The sequence below is a fragment of the Paraburkholderia terrae genome, assembly GCF_002902925.1.
Classification (GTDB): Bacteria; Pseudomonadota; Gammaproteobacteria; order Burkholderiales; family Burkholderiaceae; genus Paraburkholderia; species Paraburkholderia terrae.
The window spans coordinates 220,584-237,052 of sequence record NZ_CP026111.1 but is presented as its reverse complement, the minus strand read 5'-3'; the positions used below and the strand labels follow the sequence as shown (position 1 = coordinate 237,052).

The 16,469-nt window shown below is 63.1% G+C and carries 16 protein-coding genes; 14 read left to right on the top strand and 2 right to left on the bottom strand.

The features are described 5' to 3' along the window. Window positions 1-12 precede the first annotated feature (12 nt). Window positions 13-213 carry a hypothetical protein gene (locus C2L65_RS01040; protein ID WP_042306403.1) on the top strand — a complete coding sequence of 67 codons (201 nt, stop codon included), beginning with the start codon at window positions 13-15 and terminating at the stop codon, window positions 211-213. Between the two features lie 187 nt (window positions 214-400). On the opposite strand, the gene C2L65_RS01035 is transcribed toward C2L65_RS01040, so the two are convergent. Then, a complete protein-coding gene (locus C2L65_RS01035; RefSeq protein WP_042306404.1) occupies window positions 401-727 on the bottom strand; it encodes a DUF1840 domain-containing protein in 327 nt (108 codons plus the stop codon). A 428-nt stretch (window positions 728-1,155) separates the two neighbouring features. Here C2L65_RS01035 and argS point away from each other — a divergent pair, with 428 nt between their 5' ends. The 6 genes from argS (at window position 1,156) to C2L65_RS01005 (ending at window position 8,023) form a co-directional block, all read left to right on the top strand. After that, complete coding sequence (argS, locus tag C2L65_RS01030) at window positions 1,156-2,940, top strand: arginine--tRNA ligase (RefSeq protein WP_042306405.1); 1,785 nt, start codon at window positions 1,156-1,158, stop codon at window positions 2,938-2,940. A gap of 100 nt (window positions 2,941-3,040) precedes the next feature. Then, complete coding sequence (locus C2L65_RS01025; protein WP_042306406.1) at window positions 3,041-3,820, top strand: SPOR domain-containing protein; 780 nt, start codon at window positions 3,041-3,043, stop codon at window positions 3,818-3,820. Between the two features lie 151 nt (window positions 3,821-3,971). Next, a complete protein-coding gene (locus C2L65_RS01020) occupies window positions 3,972-4,610 on the top strand; it encodes a thiol:disulfide interchange protein DsbA/DsbL (protein WP_042306407.1) in 639 nt (212 codons plus the stop codon). Window positions 4,611-4,629: 19 nt separating this feature from the next. Further along, a complete protein-coding gene (locus C2L65_RS01015) occupies window positions 4,630-5,400 on the top strand; it encodes an SDR family oxidoreductase (RefSeq protein WP_042306408.1) in 771 nt (256 codons plus the stop codon). A gap of 3 nt (window positions 5,401-5,403) precedes the next feature. Further along, a complete protein-coding gene (locus tag C2L65_RS01010; RefSeq protein ID WP_042306409.1) occupies window positions 5,404-6,216 on the top strand; it encodes a helical backbone metal receptor in 813 nt (270 codons plus the stop codon). Between the two features lie 208 nt (window positions 6,217-6,424). Next, the gene (locus C2L65_RS01005; RefSeq protein WP_042306410.1) at window positions 6,425-8,023 is read left to right on the top strand and encodes an ABC transporter substrate-binding protein; all 1,599 of its coding nucleotides are present in this window, start codon (window positions 6,425-6,427) and stop codon (window positions 8,021-8,023) included. Between the two features lie 237 nt (window positions 8,024-8,260). On the opposite strand, the gene C2L65_RS01000 is transcribed toward C2L65_RS01005, so the two are convergent. Beyond that, window positions 8,261-9,340, bottom strand: a complete 1,080-nt coding sequence (locus tag C2L65_RS01000) for an MBL fold metallo-hydrolase (protein WP_042306411.1) — start codon at window positions 9,338-9,340, stop codon at window positions 8,261-8,263. 178 nt (window positions 9,341-9,518) lie between these two features. Between C2L65_RS01000 and C2L65_RS00995 the strand changes: the two genes are divergently transcribed. The 7 genes from C2L65_RS00995 to C2L65_RS00965 all read left to right on the top strand — a co-directional run bounded on the left by C2L65_RS00995 (window position 9,519) and on the right by C2L65_RS00965 (window position 16,390). Next, a complete protein-coding gene (locus C2L65_RS00995; protein ID WP_042306412.1) occupies window positions 9,519-9,962 on the top strand; it encodes a MerR family transcriptional regulator in 444 nt (147 codons plus the stop codon). Window positions 9,963-10,164: 202 nt separating this feature from the next. After that, complete coding sequence (aceK, locus tag C2L65_RS00990) at window positions 10,165-11,997, top strand: bifunctional isocitrate dehydrogenase kinase/phosphatase (RefSeq protein WP_042306425.1); 1,833 nt, start codon at window positions 10,165-10,167, stop codon at window positions 11,995-11,997. Window positions 11,998-12,056: 59 nt separating this feature from the next. Continuing rightward, on the top strand, window positions 12,057-12,833 hold the full coding sequence (gene can, locus C2L65_RS00985) for a carbonate dehydratase (protein ID WP_042306413.1): 777 nt from the start codon (window positions 12,057-12,059) through the stop codon (window positions 12,831-12,833). Continuing rightward, complete coding sequence (locus tag C2L65_RS00980) at window positions 12,826-14,019, top strand: acetyl-CoA C-acetyltransferase (RefSeq protein WP_042306414.1); 1,194 nt, start codon at window positions 12,826-12,828, stop codon at window positions 14,017-14,019. Before can ends, C2L65_RS00980 begins: the two co-directional genes overlap by 8 nt. A 61-nt stretch (window positions 14,020-14,080) precedes the next feature. Further along, window positions 14,081-14,758 (top strand): SDR family oxidoreductase, encoded by a 678-nt coding sequence (locus tag C2L65_RS00975; RefSeq protein WP_042306415.1) that lies wholly within the window; start codon window positions 14,081-14,083, stop codon window positions 14,756-14,758. 36 nt (window positions 14,759-14,794) lie between these two features. Further along, entirely contained in the window at window positions 14,795-15,925 is a 1,131-nt protein-coding gene (locus C2L65_RS00970; RefSeq protein WP_042306416.1) for an acyl-CoA dehydrogenase family protein, read from the top strand. An 18-nt stretch (window positions 15,926-15,943) separates the two neighbouring features. Then, window positions 15,944-16,390 carry a YchJ family protein gene (locus C2L65_RS00965; RefSeq protein WP_042306417.1) on the top strand — a complete coding sequence of 149 codons (447 nt, stop codon included), beginning with the start codon at window positions 15,944-15,946 and terminating at the stop codon, window positions 16,388-16,390. The last annotated feature ends 79 nt before the right edge of the window (window positions 16,391-16,469 follow it).

The window sequence follows — 16,469 nt, the reverse complement described above, 5'->3', positions numbered from 1 at the left end:
GAGAAAAATCGTATGAAGAAGCTGACGCTGATGTTGACCGCGTTATCGCTTGCCGCCATTGCACCGATCACCGAGGCCCAGCCTCAGGCGCCGGGCGGCTCGAGCTCGGTGAGCTCGTACTCCCCGCCCACCGTCAAGCACGTGAAAAAGCCGAAAAAGAAGAAGAACGGCGCATCCGCTCCCACGACTGCGCCGCAAGGCGCGAGTCAGTAGGCTCGCGGCGCTGCAAAGGCAAAAGCCCGTCATTCGACGGGCTTTTTTGCTTCTGGGCGCAATACGCTGGCCTGATCGAACGCGATGCGCGGTCCGTGCCACCACCACGAAAGCGGCGGCCATCAAACCCGACGGAGGCGCCTGAACCGGGCGCCGCTCAACGCATGCTGGCGGCTCGCTTCAGCGTTCAGAGGCCCCAGACGATATCCGTATTTTCCTTCTGCGCCGCGCGCAGCATGTCGAGGAACGGATACGCCCGTTGCGCGAGACCAATCGGAAGCTCGTGGTGCTCGTGGCCCTCTTCCCCTTCGTGGAAGTGGCCTTCATGCTCGGCGCGCTCCTGCTTGTCGGTAACGATCGCCGCTTCGAGCTTCGAGATCACCACGCCCAGTTCGTCGTGATTGATCACGCCGCGTGCGCCGAGCCGCTTGCCGATGATACCCAGCAAATATTGGGCGAGATTCTCCAGCATCACCACATCGGGGGCGGAGCGGCATTTGAAAGTAATCAACATGATGACGGTTCCCTTTTCGTTATGTTGGCTTCTCGCGCGGCCAGCCGCTGGATACTCGCGACATCGCAACAGCCAGCCGCACGGGTTCCGTTGGCGCGCCAGCCTGTCAGTCGACGGCAGGCTGGCGGCCACGGCCCTTGCTGGGCATCTCATTGGACATATTAGCACCTGCTAAAATCCGACATTGACGGAAAAAGCTCGCTGCCGTGCGGCCGGGCACGCTGCGCTGCGTCGCGGCTGCGCGTGTTGCAGACTGTCGCCACGGCCCGCGCCACGAAACGTTAGCCGCCTTGCCGCGCCGCCGCAGCGTCACGCGAGCGCCGCGTATCGGGCGCTCAAGCGTTTTCCACGCCGTCGACGGCCTTGCATCACGCCGTTCGCGGCGCTGCCCCGCTTCATCGGACTGCCTCACTGGACTCGCAACAAGCATGCTGCCTGCACACAAACACACTCTCGAAACCCTGTTGACCGACGTGGTCAAGCAGGTCGCCCAGGCGACGCAAGGTGAATCCGAAGCCGCGTTCATCGCGCCCGCCATCACGCTCGAACGGCCGAAGGTTGCCGCGCACGGCGACATCGCGTGCAACGTCGCGATGCAGCTGGCCAAGCCGCTGCGTGCGAACCCGCGCCAGCTCGCGCAGCAGATCGTCGATGCGCTGCTCGCGCATCCGCTCGCCAAAGGCCTCGTCGAGAGCGCCGAAGTGGCGGGGCCGGGCTTCATCAACCTGCGTCTGTCGGCGGCTTCCAAGCAGGCCGTGATCGCCGCCGTGTTCGAGCAGCGCGAAACCTTCGGCCGCTCGCAGCGCGACGCAGGCAAGCACGTGCTGGTCGAGTTCGTCTCGGCCAATCCGACCGGCCCGCTGCACGTCGGCCACGGCCGCCAGGCCGCGCTCGGCGATGCGACGTCGAACGTGCTCGCGTCGCAAGGCTACGACGTGCATCGCGAGTTCTACTACAACGACGCTGGCGTGCAGATCGGCAATCTCGCCATTTCGACGCAGGCGCGCGCCCGCGGCCTGAAGCCGGGCGACGCAGGCTGGCCCGAAGCCGCGTACAACGGCGAATACATCGCCGACATCGCGCGCGACTATCTGAACGGCGAGACCGTCTCGGCCAGCGACGGCGAACCCGTCAAGGGCACGGGCGACGTCGAAGATCTCGATGCGATCCGCCGTTTCGCCGTCGCGTATCTGCGTCATGAGCAGGATATGGACCTGCAGGCGTTCGGCGTGAAGTTCGACCAGTATTACCTCGAATCGTCGCTGTACAAGGAAGGCCGCGTCGAGAAGACCGTGAACGAACTGATCGCGGCCGGCAAGACTTACGAGCAGGAAGGCGCGCTGTGGCTGCGCACCACCGACGACGGCGACGACAAGGACCGCGTGATGCGCAAGTCCGACGGCACGTACACGTACTTCGTGCCCGACGTCGCGTATCACGAGACGAAATGGGAGCGCGGCTTCACGAAGGTCATCAACATCCAGGGCTCGGACCACCACGGCACGATCGCGCGCGTGCGCGCCGGGCTGCAGGGTCTTGGCGTCGGCATTCCGAAGGGCTATCCCGACTACGTGCTGCACAAGATGGTCACCGTGATGCGCGACGGCCAGGAAGTGAAAATCTCGAAGCGCGCGGGCAGCTATGTGACGGTGCGCGATCTGATCGAATGGTCGGGCGGCGCGCTGCCGGGCCAGGAAGCCTCGCCCGATCTGCTCGACGAAGAAACGATCCGCCGCGGCCGCGACGCCGTGCGCTTCTTTTTGATCTCGCGCAAGGCCGACACGGAGTTCGTGTTCGACGTCGATCTCGCGCTCAAGCAGAACGACGAGAACCCGGTGTACTACGTGCAGTATGCGCACGCGCGCATCTGCTCGGTGATCAACGAATGGAAGTCGCGCTACGGCGCCGATGAAGCGGTGCTGCCGTCCGTCGATCTGTCGCCGCTCGACAGCGAGCGCGCGATGGCGCTGCTGCAGAAGCTAGCCGAATACCCCGACATGCTCACGCACGCCGCCGACGAGCTCGCGCCGCATGCCGTCGCGTTCTATCTGCGCGACCTCGCAGGCGAATTTCACTCGTTCTACAATGCCGAACGCGTTCTGGTCGACGACGAAGCGCCGCGCAATGCGCGCATCGCGCTGCTCGCAGCGACGCGCCAGGTGCTGGCGAACGGCCTCGCTGTGATCGGTGTGTCGGCACCCGCAAAAATGTAATCTCCGCGCGGTTCAATTGAACTTAATTGGGACGATACAAAGATGACCGTCGTTATAATCGACGGTCATTCCAGATTTCCTTTTGCAGGTGAATTAGACGATGGCAAAACCACGCCGCACTACAAAGCAGTCAAAACAAACCGGGGGCACTTTTCTCGGTATCGTGCTGGGCCTGATCGTCGGCCTGGCCATCGCGGTGGTGGTGGCGCTTTACATCACGCGCGCGCCTACGCCGTTCGTCGCGAAGGTCGCGCCGCCCGCTGCGTCCGATAGCGGCGCAAGCCAGCCGCAATACGACCCGAACCGTCCGCTGCAAGGCAAGACGCCCGGCCAGCCGGTGCCGCAAGCCGCGCAACCCGCGCCGCCCAACACGGCGCCAGGCCAGACCACGAACCAGACGCAGACGTCGGGCATGCTCGAAGAGCCGCAGATCGTCGAAGTGCCGCCGTCGAACAACGGCGTCGCCGTCGCACCGAAGCCCGCGCAGGACAACGGCACGACCACGGCAGCCATTCCGCCGAAGAAGGCGCCGAACCCGACCAGCGCGCCCACCACGACAGCCAACAACGCGCCGACGCAGCCGCCCAAGGCCACCTCGACGCCGAACGCCAACGCCGCGCCGCCCGCCGCCAACGACGCGAACACCGGCTATCTGCTGCAGGTCGGCGCCTACAAGACGTCCGCCGACGCCGAACAGCAGCGCGCGCGCCTCGCGTTCCAGGGCTTCGAATCGAAGGTCACGCAGCGCGATGCGGGCGGTGTGACGTACTATCGCGTGCGTATCGGCCCGTTCTCGAAGTTCGAGGACATGAACACCACGCGTCAGCGTCTTTCGGATGCGGGCGTCGATACGGCCGTGATCCGCTTCACCAAGCAGTGATTCACATTCGGTAATGCATTGTCATGCGCCGCCGCTGAACCTTCAGCGCGCGGCGCAAGTCTCAGGTGCGGCAGCCTGCCGTCGAAACCGTAGCGGTCGCGGCGCGCAACAAGCCGGCCACCGTTACTTTCCCTGATTGGGTTCACAAGACATGAAAAAACTGCTCAGCATTCTTTTCCTCTCGATCGGTCTCGTCGCGAGCGCGGTACAAGCGGCGCCCGCCGCGCCCGTCGCCGGCAAGGACTACACCGTGCTGTCCACGCCGCAGCCCGTCGAAGCGCCTGCCGGCAAGATCGAAGTCATCGAGTTCATGTGGTACGGCTGCCCGCACTGCAACGAGTTCGACCCGTATCTCGAAGCGTGGGTCAAGAAGCAGGGCCCAGACGTCGTGTTCAAGCGCGTGCCCGTTGCGTTCCGCGACGACTTCATTCCGCACTCGAAGCTCTATCACGCAGTGGACGCGCTCGGCCTCGCCAATCAGCTCACGCCAGACATCTTCCACGAAATCCACGTCAACAAGAACTATCTGCTGACGCCGGAAGACCAGGCCAAATTCCTCAAGACCAAGGGCGTCGATCCGAAGAAGTTCATGGACGCGTACAACTCGTTCTCGACGCAGAGCGCGATCCAGCGCGACAAGAAGCTGCTCGAAGACTTCAAGATTGACGGCGTGCCGACGCTCGCCGTGCAGGGCAAGTACGAAACGGGTCCGGCGCAGACCAACAGCTTGCCGGGCACGATTCAGGTGCTCGACTATCTGGTCGCGCAGGTTCGCGCCAAGAAGATGTAATTCCACTCGAACGCGCCGCATGAGTTCACCACTGAAGGTTTTCATCACCGGCGCGTCTAGTGGCATAGGTGAAGCGCTCGCCGCCGACTATGCGCGGCGCGGCGCGATCCTCGGCCTCGTCGCCCGTCGCGGCGACGCACTCGCCGCCTTCCAGCAGTCCCATCCCCAGAACGCAATCTCCGTGTATTCCGTCGACGTACGGGATGCGGAGGCGCTCGCGCAGGCCGCGCAGCAGTTCATCGCGGAGCATGGCTGCCCGGATATCGTGATCGCGAACGCGGGTATCAGCCGCGGCGCCGTGACAGGCCACGGCGACCTGCAAACGTTCCGCGACGTGATGGACATCAACTACTTCGGCATGGTCGCGACCTTCGAGCCATTCGCGCAAGCGATGATCGACGCGCGCAAGGGCGCGCTGGTCGGCATTGCAAGCGTCGCCGGCGTGCGCGGGCTGCCGGGTTCGGGCGCGTACAGCGCGTCGAAATCGGCGGCGGCGAAGTATCTCGAAGCGCTGCGCGTCGAGATGCGGCCGTTCGGCGTGTCGGTCGTGACGATCGCGCCGGGCTATATCCGCACGCCGATGACGGCGCACAATCCGTACGCGATGCCCTTCCTCATGGACGCGGACCGCTTCGCCGCAAAAGTCGCCGATGCGATCGCGCGGAAGAAACGCTTCGCGACCTTCCCGTGGCAAATGCGCCTCGTGTCGATGCTGCTGCACGTCGCGCCTCGCTGGCTCTACGACGCCGTCTTCGAAAAGGCTCCGCGCAAGCCGCGCGCCGCGCAGTAGATCATGCGCACGCGTGTCGTCGATGCAGCCGGTGTCGAGCACGCGAAAGCGGAACGCGGTGCGCGCATCGTATCGCTGGTGCCGAGCATCACCGAACTTCTCTTTGCCTTGAAGCTGGACGCGCAGATCGTCGGGCGCACGGGTTTTTGCGTGCATCCGCGCGACAAGGTGCGCCGTGTGCCGAAAGTCGGCGGCACGAAAGCCGTGAAGATCGACGCCGTGCGCGCGCTGCAACCCACACATGTCATCGTCAACATCGACGAGAACGAGCGCGAGACCGTCGAGCAGTTGCGCGAGTTCGTGCCGCATGTCGTCGTCACGCATCCTTTGACGCCCGAGGACAACTTCGCGCTGTACGCGCTGCTCGGCGCGATTTTCGATCGCGACAACGAAGCGCGCGCGTTGGGCGTCGAGCTTCAGACGCAACTGGACGCATGCGCAGCGCGCGAATGGCCGCAGCAGAACGTGCTCTATACGATCTGGCGCGAACCGTGGATGACCGTCGCGCGCGACACCTATATCTCAGCGATGCTGCGCCTCGTGAACTGGCAAACATTGCCCGATGTGCGCGGCGGCGAGACAGGCGCGGCGCGTTATCCTTCGTTCGATCTGGATGCCGCGTGGCTCGCTCAGGCCGATCGCGTGTTGCTGTCGAGCGAGCCGTATCGCTTCACGCAGCAACATTGCGACGCGCTTGGACAGGACGCTCGCCTCGCGGGCAAACGGATCGGGCTGATCGACGGCGAGATGGTGTCGTGGTACGGCTCGCGCGCGATCGACGGCATCGCGTATCTTCTGGACTACGCCAGCCGTTAGCGCGTATCCGCCGCCATATGGATATGCGGATTCAATTGTTGTCGCTGCTGAAAGCGTTCGATAAGCTTGCGCCAGAGCCGGCGACGAATGACGCACTGCGCCTGCACCGAAACCGTATCAGAATCAGTTTGCGTGAAAGCACCCGCCCGGGGCGCGCGTGACCGATGCGCCGCCCCGCCACGAACAATTCGAAATCCCGGGAGATCTTATGCGTTTCAAGTTGCTTGCCGCCGCCGCGACGCTGACGGCCCTTGCCACCGCGCCCGCGCTGGCCGTCGCGAAGCCGCTCACCGTTTGCACCGAATCGAGCCCTGATGGCTTCGACGTCGTCCAGTACAACTCGCTCGTCACGACCAATGCATCGGCGGATGTGATTTTCAATTCGCTCGTGTCGTACGACGAAGCGGCGAAGAAAGTCGTGCCGTCGCTCGCCGACAAGTGGGACGTCAGCACGGACGGCCTCACGTACACGTTCCATCTGCGCCCGAACGTGCAGTTCCAGACCACTGACTATTTCAAGCCCACACGCGCGCTGAACGCCGACGACGTCGTCTTCACGTTCAACCGCATGCTCGACGACAACAACCCGTGGCACAAGGTCGCAGGCGCGAGCGGCTTTCCGCACGCGCAGTCGATGGGTCTCGTGAAGCTGATCAAGGCGGTGTCGAAGGTCGACGACAACACGGTGAAGTTCGAGCTGAACGAGCCGAACGCGACCTTCGTGTCGATCCTGACGATGGGCTTCGCGTCGATCTATTCGGCCGAATATGCGGACCAGTTGCTGAAGGCGGGCAAACAGACCGACCTGAACGCGAAGCCGATCGGCACGGGTCCGTTCGTGCTGAAGGGCTACACGAAGGATTCGATCATCCGCTATGACGTGAACCCGAGCTACTGGGGCGCAAAGCCGAAGATCGACCGCCTGATCTACGCGATCACGCCCGATGCCGCCGTGCGCGCGCAAAAGGTGAAGGCAGGCGAATGCCAGATCGCGTTGTCGCCGAAGCCGCAGGATGTCGCCGACGCGAAGCAGGACAAGTCGCTCGCCGTCGTGCAGACGCCCGCGTTCATGACGGCGTTCGTCGCGCTGAACACGCAGAAGAAGCCGCTTGATAACCAGAAGGTGCGCGCGGCGCTGAACATGGCGTTCGATCGCACGTCGTACCTGAAAGCCGTGTTCGACAACACGGCGACACCAGCGAACAATCCGTATCCGCCGAATACGTGGAGCTACGACAAGGCCGTCAAGCCGTGGCCGTACGACGCGGAGAAAGCGAAGAAGCTGCTAGCCGAAGCGGGCTATCCGAACGGCTTCGAAACGACGATCTGGGTGCGTCCGAACGGCAGCGTGCTGAATCCGAATCCGAAGGCGGGCGCGGAAATGCTGCAAGCGGACTTTGCGAAGATCGGCGTGAAGGCCGAGGTGAAGGTGATCGAATGGGGTGAGCTGATCAAGCAGGCCAAGCAGGGACAGCACGACACGCTGTTCATGGGCTGGGCCGGCGACAACGGCGACCCGGACAACTATCTGTCGCCGCTCTTTAGCTGCAATGCGGTGAAGTCGGGGATCAACTTCGCGCGTTATTGCGACCCGGAACTCGACAAGCTGATCGCGCAGGGCAAGGAAACGGCGGATCAGGGCAAGCGCACGAAAGCGTATGAAGCCGCGCAGCAGATCATTCACGATGCCGCGCTGTGGATTCCGCTTGGGTATCCGACGGCGGCGGCTATCACGCGGACGAACGTCAGCGGGTATCACGTCAGTCCGTTTGGGCGGCAGAATTTTGGGGCGGTGGTGGTGCAGTAAGCTGCGCTTCGCGCAATGGAAAAAGCCCGGCCTACGAGATGCGGTCGGGCTTTTTGTTTGAGGCGGCGAAGTAGGTCGGGCGCATCGCGTGCGCCGAACTTTTTCACCATAAGATCAAATTTAACCCGCTTTACTTTGACTTTATGACGATCCGGGCGGTTTTCGGGTGCTTCTGAGGTGTGTCGGCAAAGCAAGAATTCATGTCCGTGCCTGACGCTCGCCGCGTAACGCAACGGCTTATCTGCCCTCACCCTCGAACCGAATCACCCCGTCCTTTCCCACCACCCGCTTCAACTCCCCCTGAAGCCACAGCAGATGCAAATGCGCTAGCGCTTCGCCCATCGCGAACGTCATCTGGTGAATATCGAGTTCCCGTTTGAACATGATGGGAACGATATCCGCCGCGCTACACGGCTTCTGGGCGCAAGCCTCACGCACTTCCGCCAGCCGCGCCGCGTGGTGATCGCGCAGCTGTCCAATACGCGTATGCAGCCCCCGAAACGGCTTGCCATGCGATGGCAGCACGAGCGTATCCGGCGCCATCGTTTCATAACGGCCAAGCGAACCGAGATACAGCGCCAGCGGATTGCCTTCCGGCTCGATGTCGAACACCGATACGTTCGTCGAAATACGCGGCAACACCATATCGCCGGAAATCAGCACGCCATCGGCTTCCGCGTGCAGCGCGCAATGCTCCGGCGAATGGCCGAAGCCCGTCACGACTCGCCATGTGCGCCCGCCGATCGACAGCGCATCGCCTTCACGCATCCGCCGGTATTGCCCCGGCACCGACGGGACGAGGTTCGCGTAATAACTCTTGCGGTTGCGCAGCTTGTCGAGCGACGCCTCGTCGCTTAGTCCATGCCGCGCAAAGTGCCGCGCCGCGCCCTCGCCGCCCGCGTTCGAGCCGTCGCCCGCCGCCATCACGCGGCCCAGCATGTACTCGCCGAGGGTGATCCACAGACGCACGTTCCAGCGCTTCTTCTCGCCGCCCTCGCACAGCCAGTTCGCGAGCCCGAGGTGATCCGGATGACAATGCGTGACGATCACGCGCAGCACCGGCAAGCCTTCGAGCGCCGTGTCGAACAGCGTTTCCCAGTTCGCTTTGATCTCGTCCGAAGCAATCCCGCAATCGACGATCGTCCAGCCCTTCTGCCCGTCGATCTCGTCGCGCAGCAGCCAGAGGTTGATGTGATCGAGCGCGAACGGCAACGGCATGCGCAGCCAGTACACGCCCGGCGCGACTTCCTGCGTCGTGCCGGCGGCGGGCATCTGGTCGGCGAATGGATAGTCGAGTTGGTGTTCGAGAGCATTCATCGTGGGGTTTCCTTCGTCGGCGGCACGGTCGGTTGCATGATCGTTACTTGAGGCGGCCGTGCGCGTGGTTGCGCTTTGTTCAGGTTGACGATAACGTAAACGTCGATTCTAGCGTTCAATCCGTTTTTGTGCCCGGCCATCATCAGGACAGACCGGACAGGCCGACCCAGACCCAACGATGAACACCCAATACACGATTACCGAACTGGCCCGCGAATTCGACGTGACGCCGCGCGCGATCCGCTTCTACGAGGACCAGGGTTTACTCTCACCGAGCCGCGAAGGTTCGAGCGGCTTGCGCCGCGTGTACTCGGGCCGCGACCGCACGCGGCTGCGGCTGACCTTGCGTGGCAAGCGTCTGGGGTTCACGTTGTCCGAGATTCGCGATCTGCTCGACCTGTACGATTCACCGACGGATACCCAACCGCAGTTGCAGGCGTTCCTCGCGACGGTGGTTCGGCATCGCGAAGTGCTGGAGCGTCAGCGCGAAGACCTCAACGCGACGCTCGAAGACCTTGCGCAATACGAAGCGCAGGCGCGCGCGCTGCTCGAAAGCGGCACGCGCGGCGACGGCTACAGCGAGGCAGACAAACTCGCGCACGAAGGCACCAAGACAGATTGAGAGAAAAATCCTGATCGGAAGATCGGGCGCCAAACACGACAGTTGGCGCGGCGTTGCGTGAAGATGCGTCGAACGCCATGCAACACGCTTCAAACAGCAATGCGTCGACGCCGCGCTCAAAAGGCCTGAAGGCGTCTCGCAAGCTCACCCGGGCGATACAATCGCAGGGGTCTTCGCGACATTGAACGAATGCACGGTCGACATGAATCACTTTCCCAAACTGCTGTCGTCACAGATCGGCTTCGACGTCGCGGAGACGCTGCTCGCGGGGTTCGACCGGCATTACCGGATCTTCCGCGAAGCGGCGGTCCACGCGAAAGATCTGTTCGAAGCCGCCGACTGGCACGGCCTGCAGAAGCTCGCGCGCGAGAGAATCACGTCGTATGACGAGCGCGTGCGCGAGTGCATCGAAAAGCTCGAAGACGAATACGACGCCGAGAGCATCGACGACGAAGTCTGGCAGCAGATCAAGCTGCACTACATCGGTCTCTTGACGTCGCACCGCCAGCCCGAATGCGCGGAGACGTTCTTCAATTCGGTGTGCTGCCAGATCCTGCATCGCTCGTACTTCAACAATGATTTCATCTTCGTGCGGCCCGCGATTTCGACCGAGTACATCGAGAACGACGAGCCGGCGGCGAAGCCGACGTATCGCGCGTATTACCCCGGCAGGGACGGCCTCGCCGTCACGCTGGAGCGCATCGTCACGAACTTCCAGTTGAACCCGCCGTTCGAAAACCTGCCGCGCGACGTCGAATGCGTGATTCAGGCGCTGCACGACAACTTTGGCACCTTCAACGAAGCGCCCAATTTCCAGATTCACGTGCTGTCTTCGCTGTTCTTCCGCAACAAGGCGGCGTACATCATCGGGCGCATCATCAACGGCGACATGATGGTGCCGTTCGCATTGCCGATTCATCATGTGAAGCCGGGTCTGCTCGCAGTCGATGCGCTGCTTTGCAAGCGCGACCAGTTGCTGATCATTTTCAGCTTCGCGCATTCGTACTTCCTCGTCGATATGGAAGTGCCGTCCGCGTACGTCGAATTTCTCGGCAGCCTTCTGTTGGGCAAGCCGAAGGCGGAGATCTATACGTCGGTGGGCTTGCAGAAGCAGGGCAAGAACCTTTTCTATCGCGATCTGCTACAGCATCTGAGGCATTCGAGCGACCGGTTCATCATCGCGCCCGGCATCAAGGGCATGGTGATGCTCGTGTTCACGCTGCCGTCGTTTCCGTACGTGTTCAAGCTGATCAAAGACTCATTCCCGCCGCCGAAAGAAACGACGCGCGCACAGGTGGTGGGCAAGTATCAACTCGTCAAACGACATGACCGTCTCGGACGCATGGCCGACACGCTCGAATATTCGAGCGTCGCGTTGCCTCTGTCGCGCCTCGATCACGCGCTCATTCGCGAGCTGGAAAAGGAAGCGCCGTCGATGCTCGAATACGAAGGCGATAATCTTGTCATCAGGCATCTGTATATCGAGCGGCGCATGGTGCCGCTCAACATTTTCCTGCAGAACGGCACCGATGCCGACGTCGAGCACGGTATCCGCGAGTATGGCAACGCGGTGAAAGAACTGATGCAGGCCAACATCTTTCCCGGCGACATGCTGTACAAGAACTTCGGCGTCACGCGGCACGGACGTGTCGTGTTCTACGACTACGACGAGATCGAATACCTCACCGATTGCAATGTGCGCGCCGTGCCGCCACCGCGCAACGAGGAAGACGAGATGTCGGGTGAGCCGTGGTACACGGTCGGCCCGCACGACATTTTTCCGGAGACGTACAACACGTTTTTGCTCGGCGACACGCGCGTGCGCGAATATTTCCTCAAGCATCACGCGGATTTCTTCGACCCTGCGCTGTGGCAAAAGCACAAGGATCACATTCTCCGCGGCGAGTTGCCCGACTTCTATCCGTACGACGGCAACCTGCGCTTTTCCGTGCGCTATCCGGAACGGTTCCCGGCAGATCGGGATCAGGATCACGCCGTCAATGCATCCACCAAGCCGACGGTGCGCGCAGCGTGAAAGCGCACGCCGTCCACGATTGAACAACATCAAACAACCAGATTACGTCGGAACGAATCATGACTACGAACGCTTCTGCTACTGAACATCCCCTCGCGCATCTGTTTGCGAACAACGATGCCTGGGTTTCGCACAAGCTCGAACAGGACCCTGAGTTTTTCTCGCGGCTCGCGCATCAGCAGGCGCCTGAGTATCTGTGGATCGGCTGCGCGGATTCGCGCGTGCCCGCCAACGAGATCATCGGCCTGCCGCCGGGCGAAGTGTTCGTTCACCGCAATATCGCGAACGTCGTCGTTCACTCGGACCTCAACTGTCTGTCCGTGGTCCAGTTCGCCGTCGATCTGCTGAAGATCAAGCACATCATGGTGGTCGGCCACTACGGCTGCTCGGGCGTCGGCGCGGCGTTGCACGGCCGGCGTGTCGGTCTCGCCGACAACTGGCTGCATCACGTGCAGGACGTGCGCTCGAAGCACGCTGCGCTACTCGAAGAATGGCCGATGGGCGAAGCGCGGCATCGCCGCCTCGTCGAACTGAACACCATCGAACAGGTCGTCAACGTGTGCCGCACGACGATCGTCAACGACGCATGGGCGCGTGGCCAGGACCTCACCATTCACGGTTGGGTGTATGGCGTGCATGACGGCCGCGTGCGCGATCTCGGCATGACGGTCAAAGATCCGTCGAAGCTGGAGGAGACCTACACCAGTTGCGTCGCAGCCGTTTCCGCGAGCCGCGCGCACACGACTGACAACGACGTGGTCGCCGCCGACGCCGAAAAGCTCGGCGGTGTGGCCGCTGTCGTTCACGGTGTTATCAAGGAGCTAAAACATGAGTGAGACAAGCAAGGACCCGATCGTCATCGTTTCCGTCGCGCGCACGCCGATGGCGGCGTTTCAGGGTGAGTTCGCGTCGCTGACGGCGCCGCAGCTCGGCGCAATCGCAATCAAGGCAGCCGTCGAACGTGCGGGCCTGAAGCCGGAACAGGTCGAGGAAGCCGTAATGGGCTGCGTGCTGCCCGCCGGCCAGGGCCAGGCGCCCGCGCGCCAGGCGGCGCTCGGCGCGGGGCTGCCGCTGTCGACAGGTTCGACGACCGTCAACAAGATGTGCGGCTCCGGCATGCGCGCGGCGATGTTCGCGCACGACATGCTCACGGCCGGCTCCGTCGACGTGATCGTTGCGGGCGGCATGGAGAGCATGACGAACGCGCCGTACCTGCTGCCAAAGGCGCGTGGCGGCATGCGCATGGGCCACGGCCAGGTCATGGACCACATGTTCCTCGACGGCCTCGAAGACGCCTACGAGAAAGGCCGTCTGATGGGCACCTTCGCCGAAGAGTGCGCAGGTTCGTACGATTTCACACGTGAGTCGCAGGACAAGTTCGCCATCGAGTCGCTGACGCGCGCGAAGCGCGCCAATGAAGACGGCTCGTTCGCATGGGAAATCGCGCCCGTTACGATCGAAGGCAAGAAAGGCAGCGTCACGGTCGAGCGCGACGAGCAGCCGTTCAAGGCGAACCTCGACAAGATTCCGACGCTCAAGCCCGCGTTCAGCAAAACGGGCACGGTGACGGCCGCGAACTCGTCGTCGATCAGCGACGGCGCGGCCGCGCTCGTGATGATGCGGGAATCGACGGCGAAGAAGCTCGGCGTGACGCCGCTCGCGCGCGTCGTTGGCCATGCCACTTTTGCGCAGGAACCGGCGAAGTTCACGACAGCGCCCGTCGGCGCGATCCGCAAGCTGTTCGACAAGAACGGCTGGAAAGCGCAAGACGTCGATCTGTACGAGATCAATGAGGCGTTCGCCGTGGTCACGATGGCCGCGATGAAAGAGCACGACCTGCCGCACGACAAGGTCAACGTGAACGGCGGCGCGTGCGCGCTTGGCCATCCGATCGGCGCATCGGGCGCGCGCATTCTCGTCACGCTGATCGGCGCGCTGAAAAAGCGCGGCCTGAAACGCGGCGTCGCGAGCCTGTGCATCGGCGGCGGCGAAGCGACGGCGATGGGCGTCGAACTGGTCTGACGCATCGTTCGAATGGCGGCGCGCGGCGGCCCGCGCGCCACGAGACACGACAGGACATCTCATGAAGACAGTGTTGATCGTAGGCGCGTCGCGCGGCATCGGACGCGAGTTCGTGAAGCAGTATCGGCACGATGGCTGGCGTGTGCTCGCCACCGCGCGCGACGAGGCGTCGCTCGGCGAACTCGTCGCGCTCGGCGCCGAAGCGTTTTCGCTCGATGTCGCCGCGCCCGAGGACATTGCCGCGCTCGGCTGGAAGCTGGACGGCGAGCGGCTCGATGCCGCCGTAATCGTGTCGGGCGTGTACGGGCCGCAGACGGAAGGCGTAGAAACCGTCACCGCCGACGACTTCGACTTCGTGATGACGACCAACGTGCGCGGGCCTATGCAGCTGATCCCGGTTCTGCTGCCGCTCGTCGAAGATGCGCGCGGCGTGCTGGCCGTGCTGTCGAGCCGCATGGGCAGCATCAGCGAGGCGACGGGCACGACGGGCTGGCTGTATCGCGCGAGCAAGGCGGCGCTCAACGACGTGCTGAAAGTGACCTCGCTACAGACGCGCCGCGCGACCTGCGTGTCGCTGCATCCGGGCTGGGTGCGCACCGACATGGGCGGCGCATCGGCTGCCGTCGATCCCGCGCATAGCGTGCGCGGCATGCGCGAAGTGCTGGCGCAAGCGTCGAGCACGCCGCATCTCTTTCACGGGCGGTTCTTCCAGTACGACGGCACGGCGATCGACTGGTAACGGCAAACATCACACAAATAATCAGGAGACACCCGCATGTTGCTCGATCAGGACCACCTGATGATCCGCGACGCGGTGCGCACTTTCGTGCGCGACGCCGTGACGCCGAATGCGGCGCAATGGGATCGCGACCGTAAGTTTCCCGCCGACGTGCATCGCCAGCTCGCCGAACTCGGCGCGTACGGCGTGCTCGTGCCGGAAGAATACGGCGGCGCCGGGCTCGATGCGCTCGCGCTCGCGCTGATACTCGAAGAGATCGCGGCGGGCGACGGCGGCACGTCGACGGCGATCTCGGTCAACAACTGCCCCGTCTGCAGCATTCTTCTTACGTATGGCAACGAGCAGCAGAAACACGACTGGCTCACGCCGCTCGCGCGCGGCGAGATGCTCGGCGCGTTCTGCCTCACCGAACCACAAGCGGGGTCGGATGCCTCGGCATTGCGCACCACGGCCACGCGCGACGGTGACTTTTACGTGCTCAACGGCGTCAAGCAGTTCATCACGAGCGGCAAGAACGGCCAGGTTGCCATTGTGATGGCCGTCACCGACAAAAGCGCCGGAAAGCGCGGCATCAGCGCGTTCATCGTGCCGACGGACACGCCCGGTTACGTCGTCGCGCGGTTAGAGGAAAAGCTCGGCCAACATTCGTCCGATACCGCGCAGATCGTCTTCGACAATTGCCGCGTTCCCGCCGCCAACCTGATCGGCGCGGAAGGCGAAGGCTACCGGATCGCGCTGTCGGGGCTCGAAGGCGGGCGCATAGGCATTGCCGCGCAGAGCGTCGGCATGGCGCGCGCGGCGTTCGAAGCGGCCCTCGCGTACGCAAAGGAGCGTGAAAGCTTCGGCCAGCCGCTCTTCGCGCACCAGGCCGTGCAATTCCGTCTCGCCGACATGGCGACGCAACTCGAAGCGGCGCGCCAGTTGATCTGGCACGCGGCGTCGCTGAAGGATGCGGGCCAGCCGTGTCTAACGGAAGCGGCGATGGCCAAACTGTTCGCCTCCGAGGCTGCTGAGCGCATCTGTTCGGCTGCACTGCAGATTCACGGCGGCTACGGCTATCTGAGCGACTTTCCCGTCGAACGCATTTATCGCGATGTTCGCGTCTGCCAGATCTACGAAGGCACCAGCGATATCCAAAAGATTCTCATCGCACGCGGACTGAGCTGAACCCCATCTCAATCTTTCATGACTGCATCAGTAAAACAACGTCCCACCGATTGCCCTTGTGGCGGCGCCGCGCCGAACCAGCGCGATTCTGACAAGCCGCCGCGTTTCGCGGATTGCTGCGGCCGGTTCATCGACGGCGGCGCGGCCGCGCCGACCGCGCTCGAACTGATGCGCTCCCGCTATAGCGCCTACGTGCTCGGCGAATCCCAATATTTGCGCGAAACTTGGGCGCCACAAACCTGCCCCGCCGATCTCGACGCCGACCCGAGCGCAGCCGACGCGCCTCGCTGGCTAGGTCTGCAGATCAAACGCTTCACTCCGCTCGACGCTACGCACGCCGAAGTGGAATTCGTCGCGCGCTACAAGGTGGGCGGACGGGCGCATCGGCTGCATGAATCCAGCCGCTTTATCAGAGGCGACGATGGGCATTGGCGTTACGTCGATGGCGATGTAAGCGATCGCTGACGCTCGTGTTCCGGTTGCGCTGCAACAACGTATCAAGCATCCCTTACATATCTCAAATAAGGGCCATTTCTGTAAGAAA

Bases quoted from the DNA above. Each gene is read 5' to 3' on its own strand.
- can (WP_042306413.1), top strand. From the start codon at position 12,057: ATGACTACGAACGCTTCTGCTACTGAACATCCCCTCGCGCATCTGTTT.
- C2L65_RS01035 (WP_042306404.1), bottom strand. From the start codon at position 727: ATGTTGATTACTTTCAAATGCCGCTCCGCCCCCGATGTGGTGATGCTG.
- C2L65_RS00965 (WP_042306417.1), top strand. From the start codon at position 15,944: ATGACTGCATCAGTAAAACAACGTCCCACCGATTGCCCTTGTGGCGGC.
- C2L65_RS00970 (WP_042306416.1), top strand. From the start codon at position 14,795: ATGTTGCTCGATCAGGACCACCTGATGATCCGCGACGCGGTGCGCACT.
- C2L65_RS01020 (WP_042306407.1), top strand. From the start codon at position 3,972: ATGAAAAAACTGCTCAGCATTCTTTTCCTCTCGATCGGTCTCGTCGCG.
- C2L65_RS01040 (WP_042306403.1), top strand. From the start codon at position 13: ATGAAGAAGCTGACGCTGATGTTGACCGCGTTATCGCTTGCCGCCATT.
- C2L65_RS00980 (WP_042306414.1), top strand. From the start codon at position 12,826: ATGAGTGAGACAAGCAAGGACCCGATCGTCATCGTTTCCGTCGCGCGC.
- C2L65_RS01010 (WP_042306409.1), top strand. From the start codon at position 5,404: ATGCGCACGCGTGTCGTCGATGCAGCCGGTGTCGAGCACGCGAAAGCG.
- C2L65_RS00995 (WP_042306412.1), top strand. From the start codon at position 9,519: ATGAACACCCAATACACGATTACCGAACTGGCCCGCGAATTCGACGTG.
- argS (WP_042306405.1), top strand. From the start codon at position 1,156: ATGCTGCCTGCACACAAACACACTCTCGAAACCCTGTTGACCGACGTG.
- C2L65_RS01000 (WP_042306411.1), bottom strand. From the start codon at position 9,340: ATGAATGCTCTCGAACACCAACTCGACTATCCATTCGCCGACCAGATG.
- C2L65_RS01015 (WP_042306408.1), top strand. From the start codon at position 4,630: ATGAGTTCACCACTGAAGGTTTTCATCACCGGCGCGTCTAGTGGCATA.
- C2L65_RS00975 (WP_042306415.1), top strand. From the start codon at position 14,081: ATGAAGACAGTGTTGATCGTAGGCGCGTCGCGCGGCATCGGACGCGAG.
- aceK (WP_042306425.1), top strand. From the start codon at position 10,165: ATGAATCACTTTCCCAAACTGCTGTCGTCACAGATCGGCTTCGACGTC.
- C2L65_RS01005 (WP_042306410.1), top strand. From the start codon at position 6,425: ATGCGTTTCAAGTTGCTTGCCGCCGCCGCGACGCTGACGGCCCTTGCC.
- C2L65_RS01025 (WP_042306406.1), top strand. From the start codon at position 3,041: ATGGCAAAACCACGCCGCACTACAAAGCAGTCAAAACAAACCGGGGGC.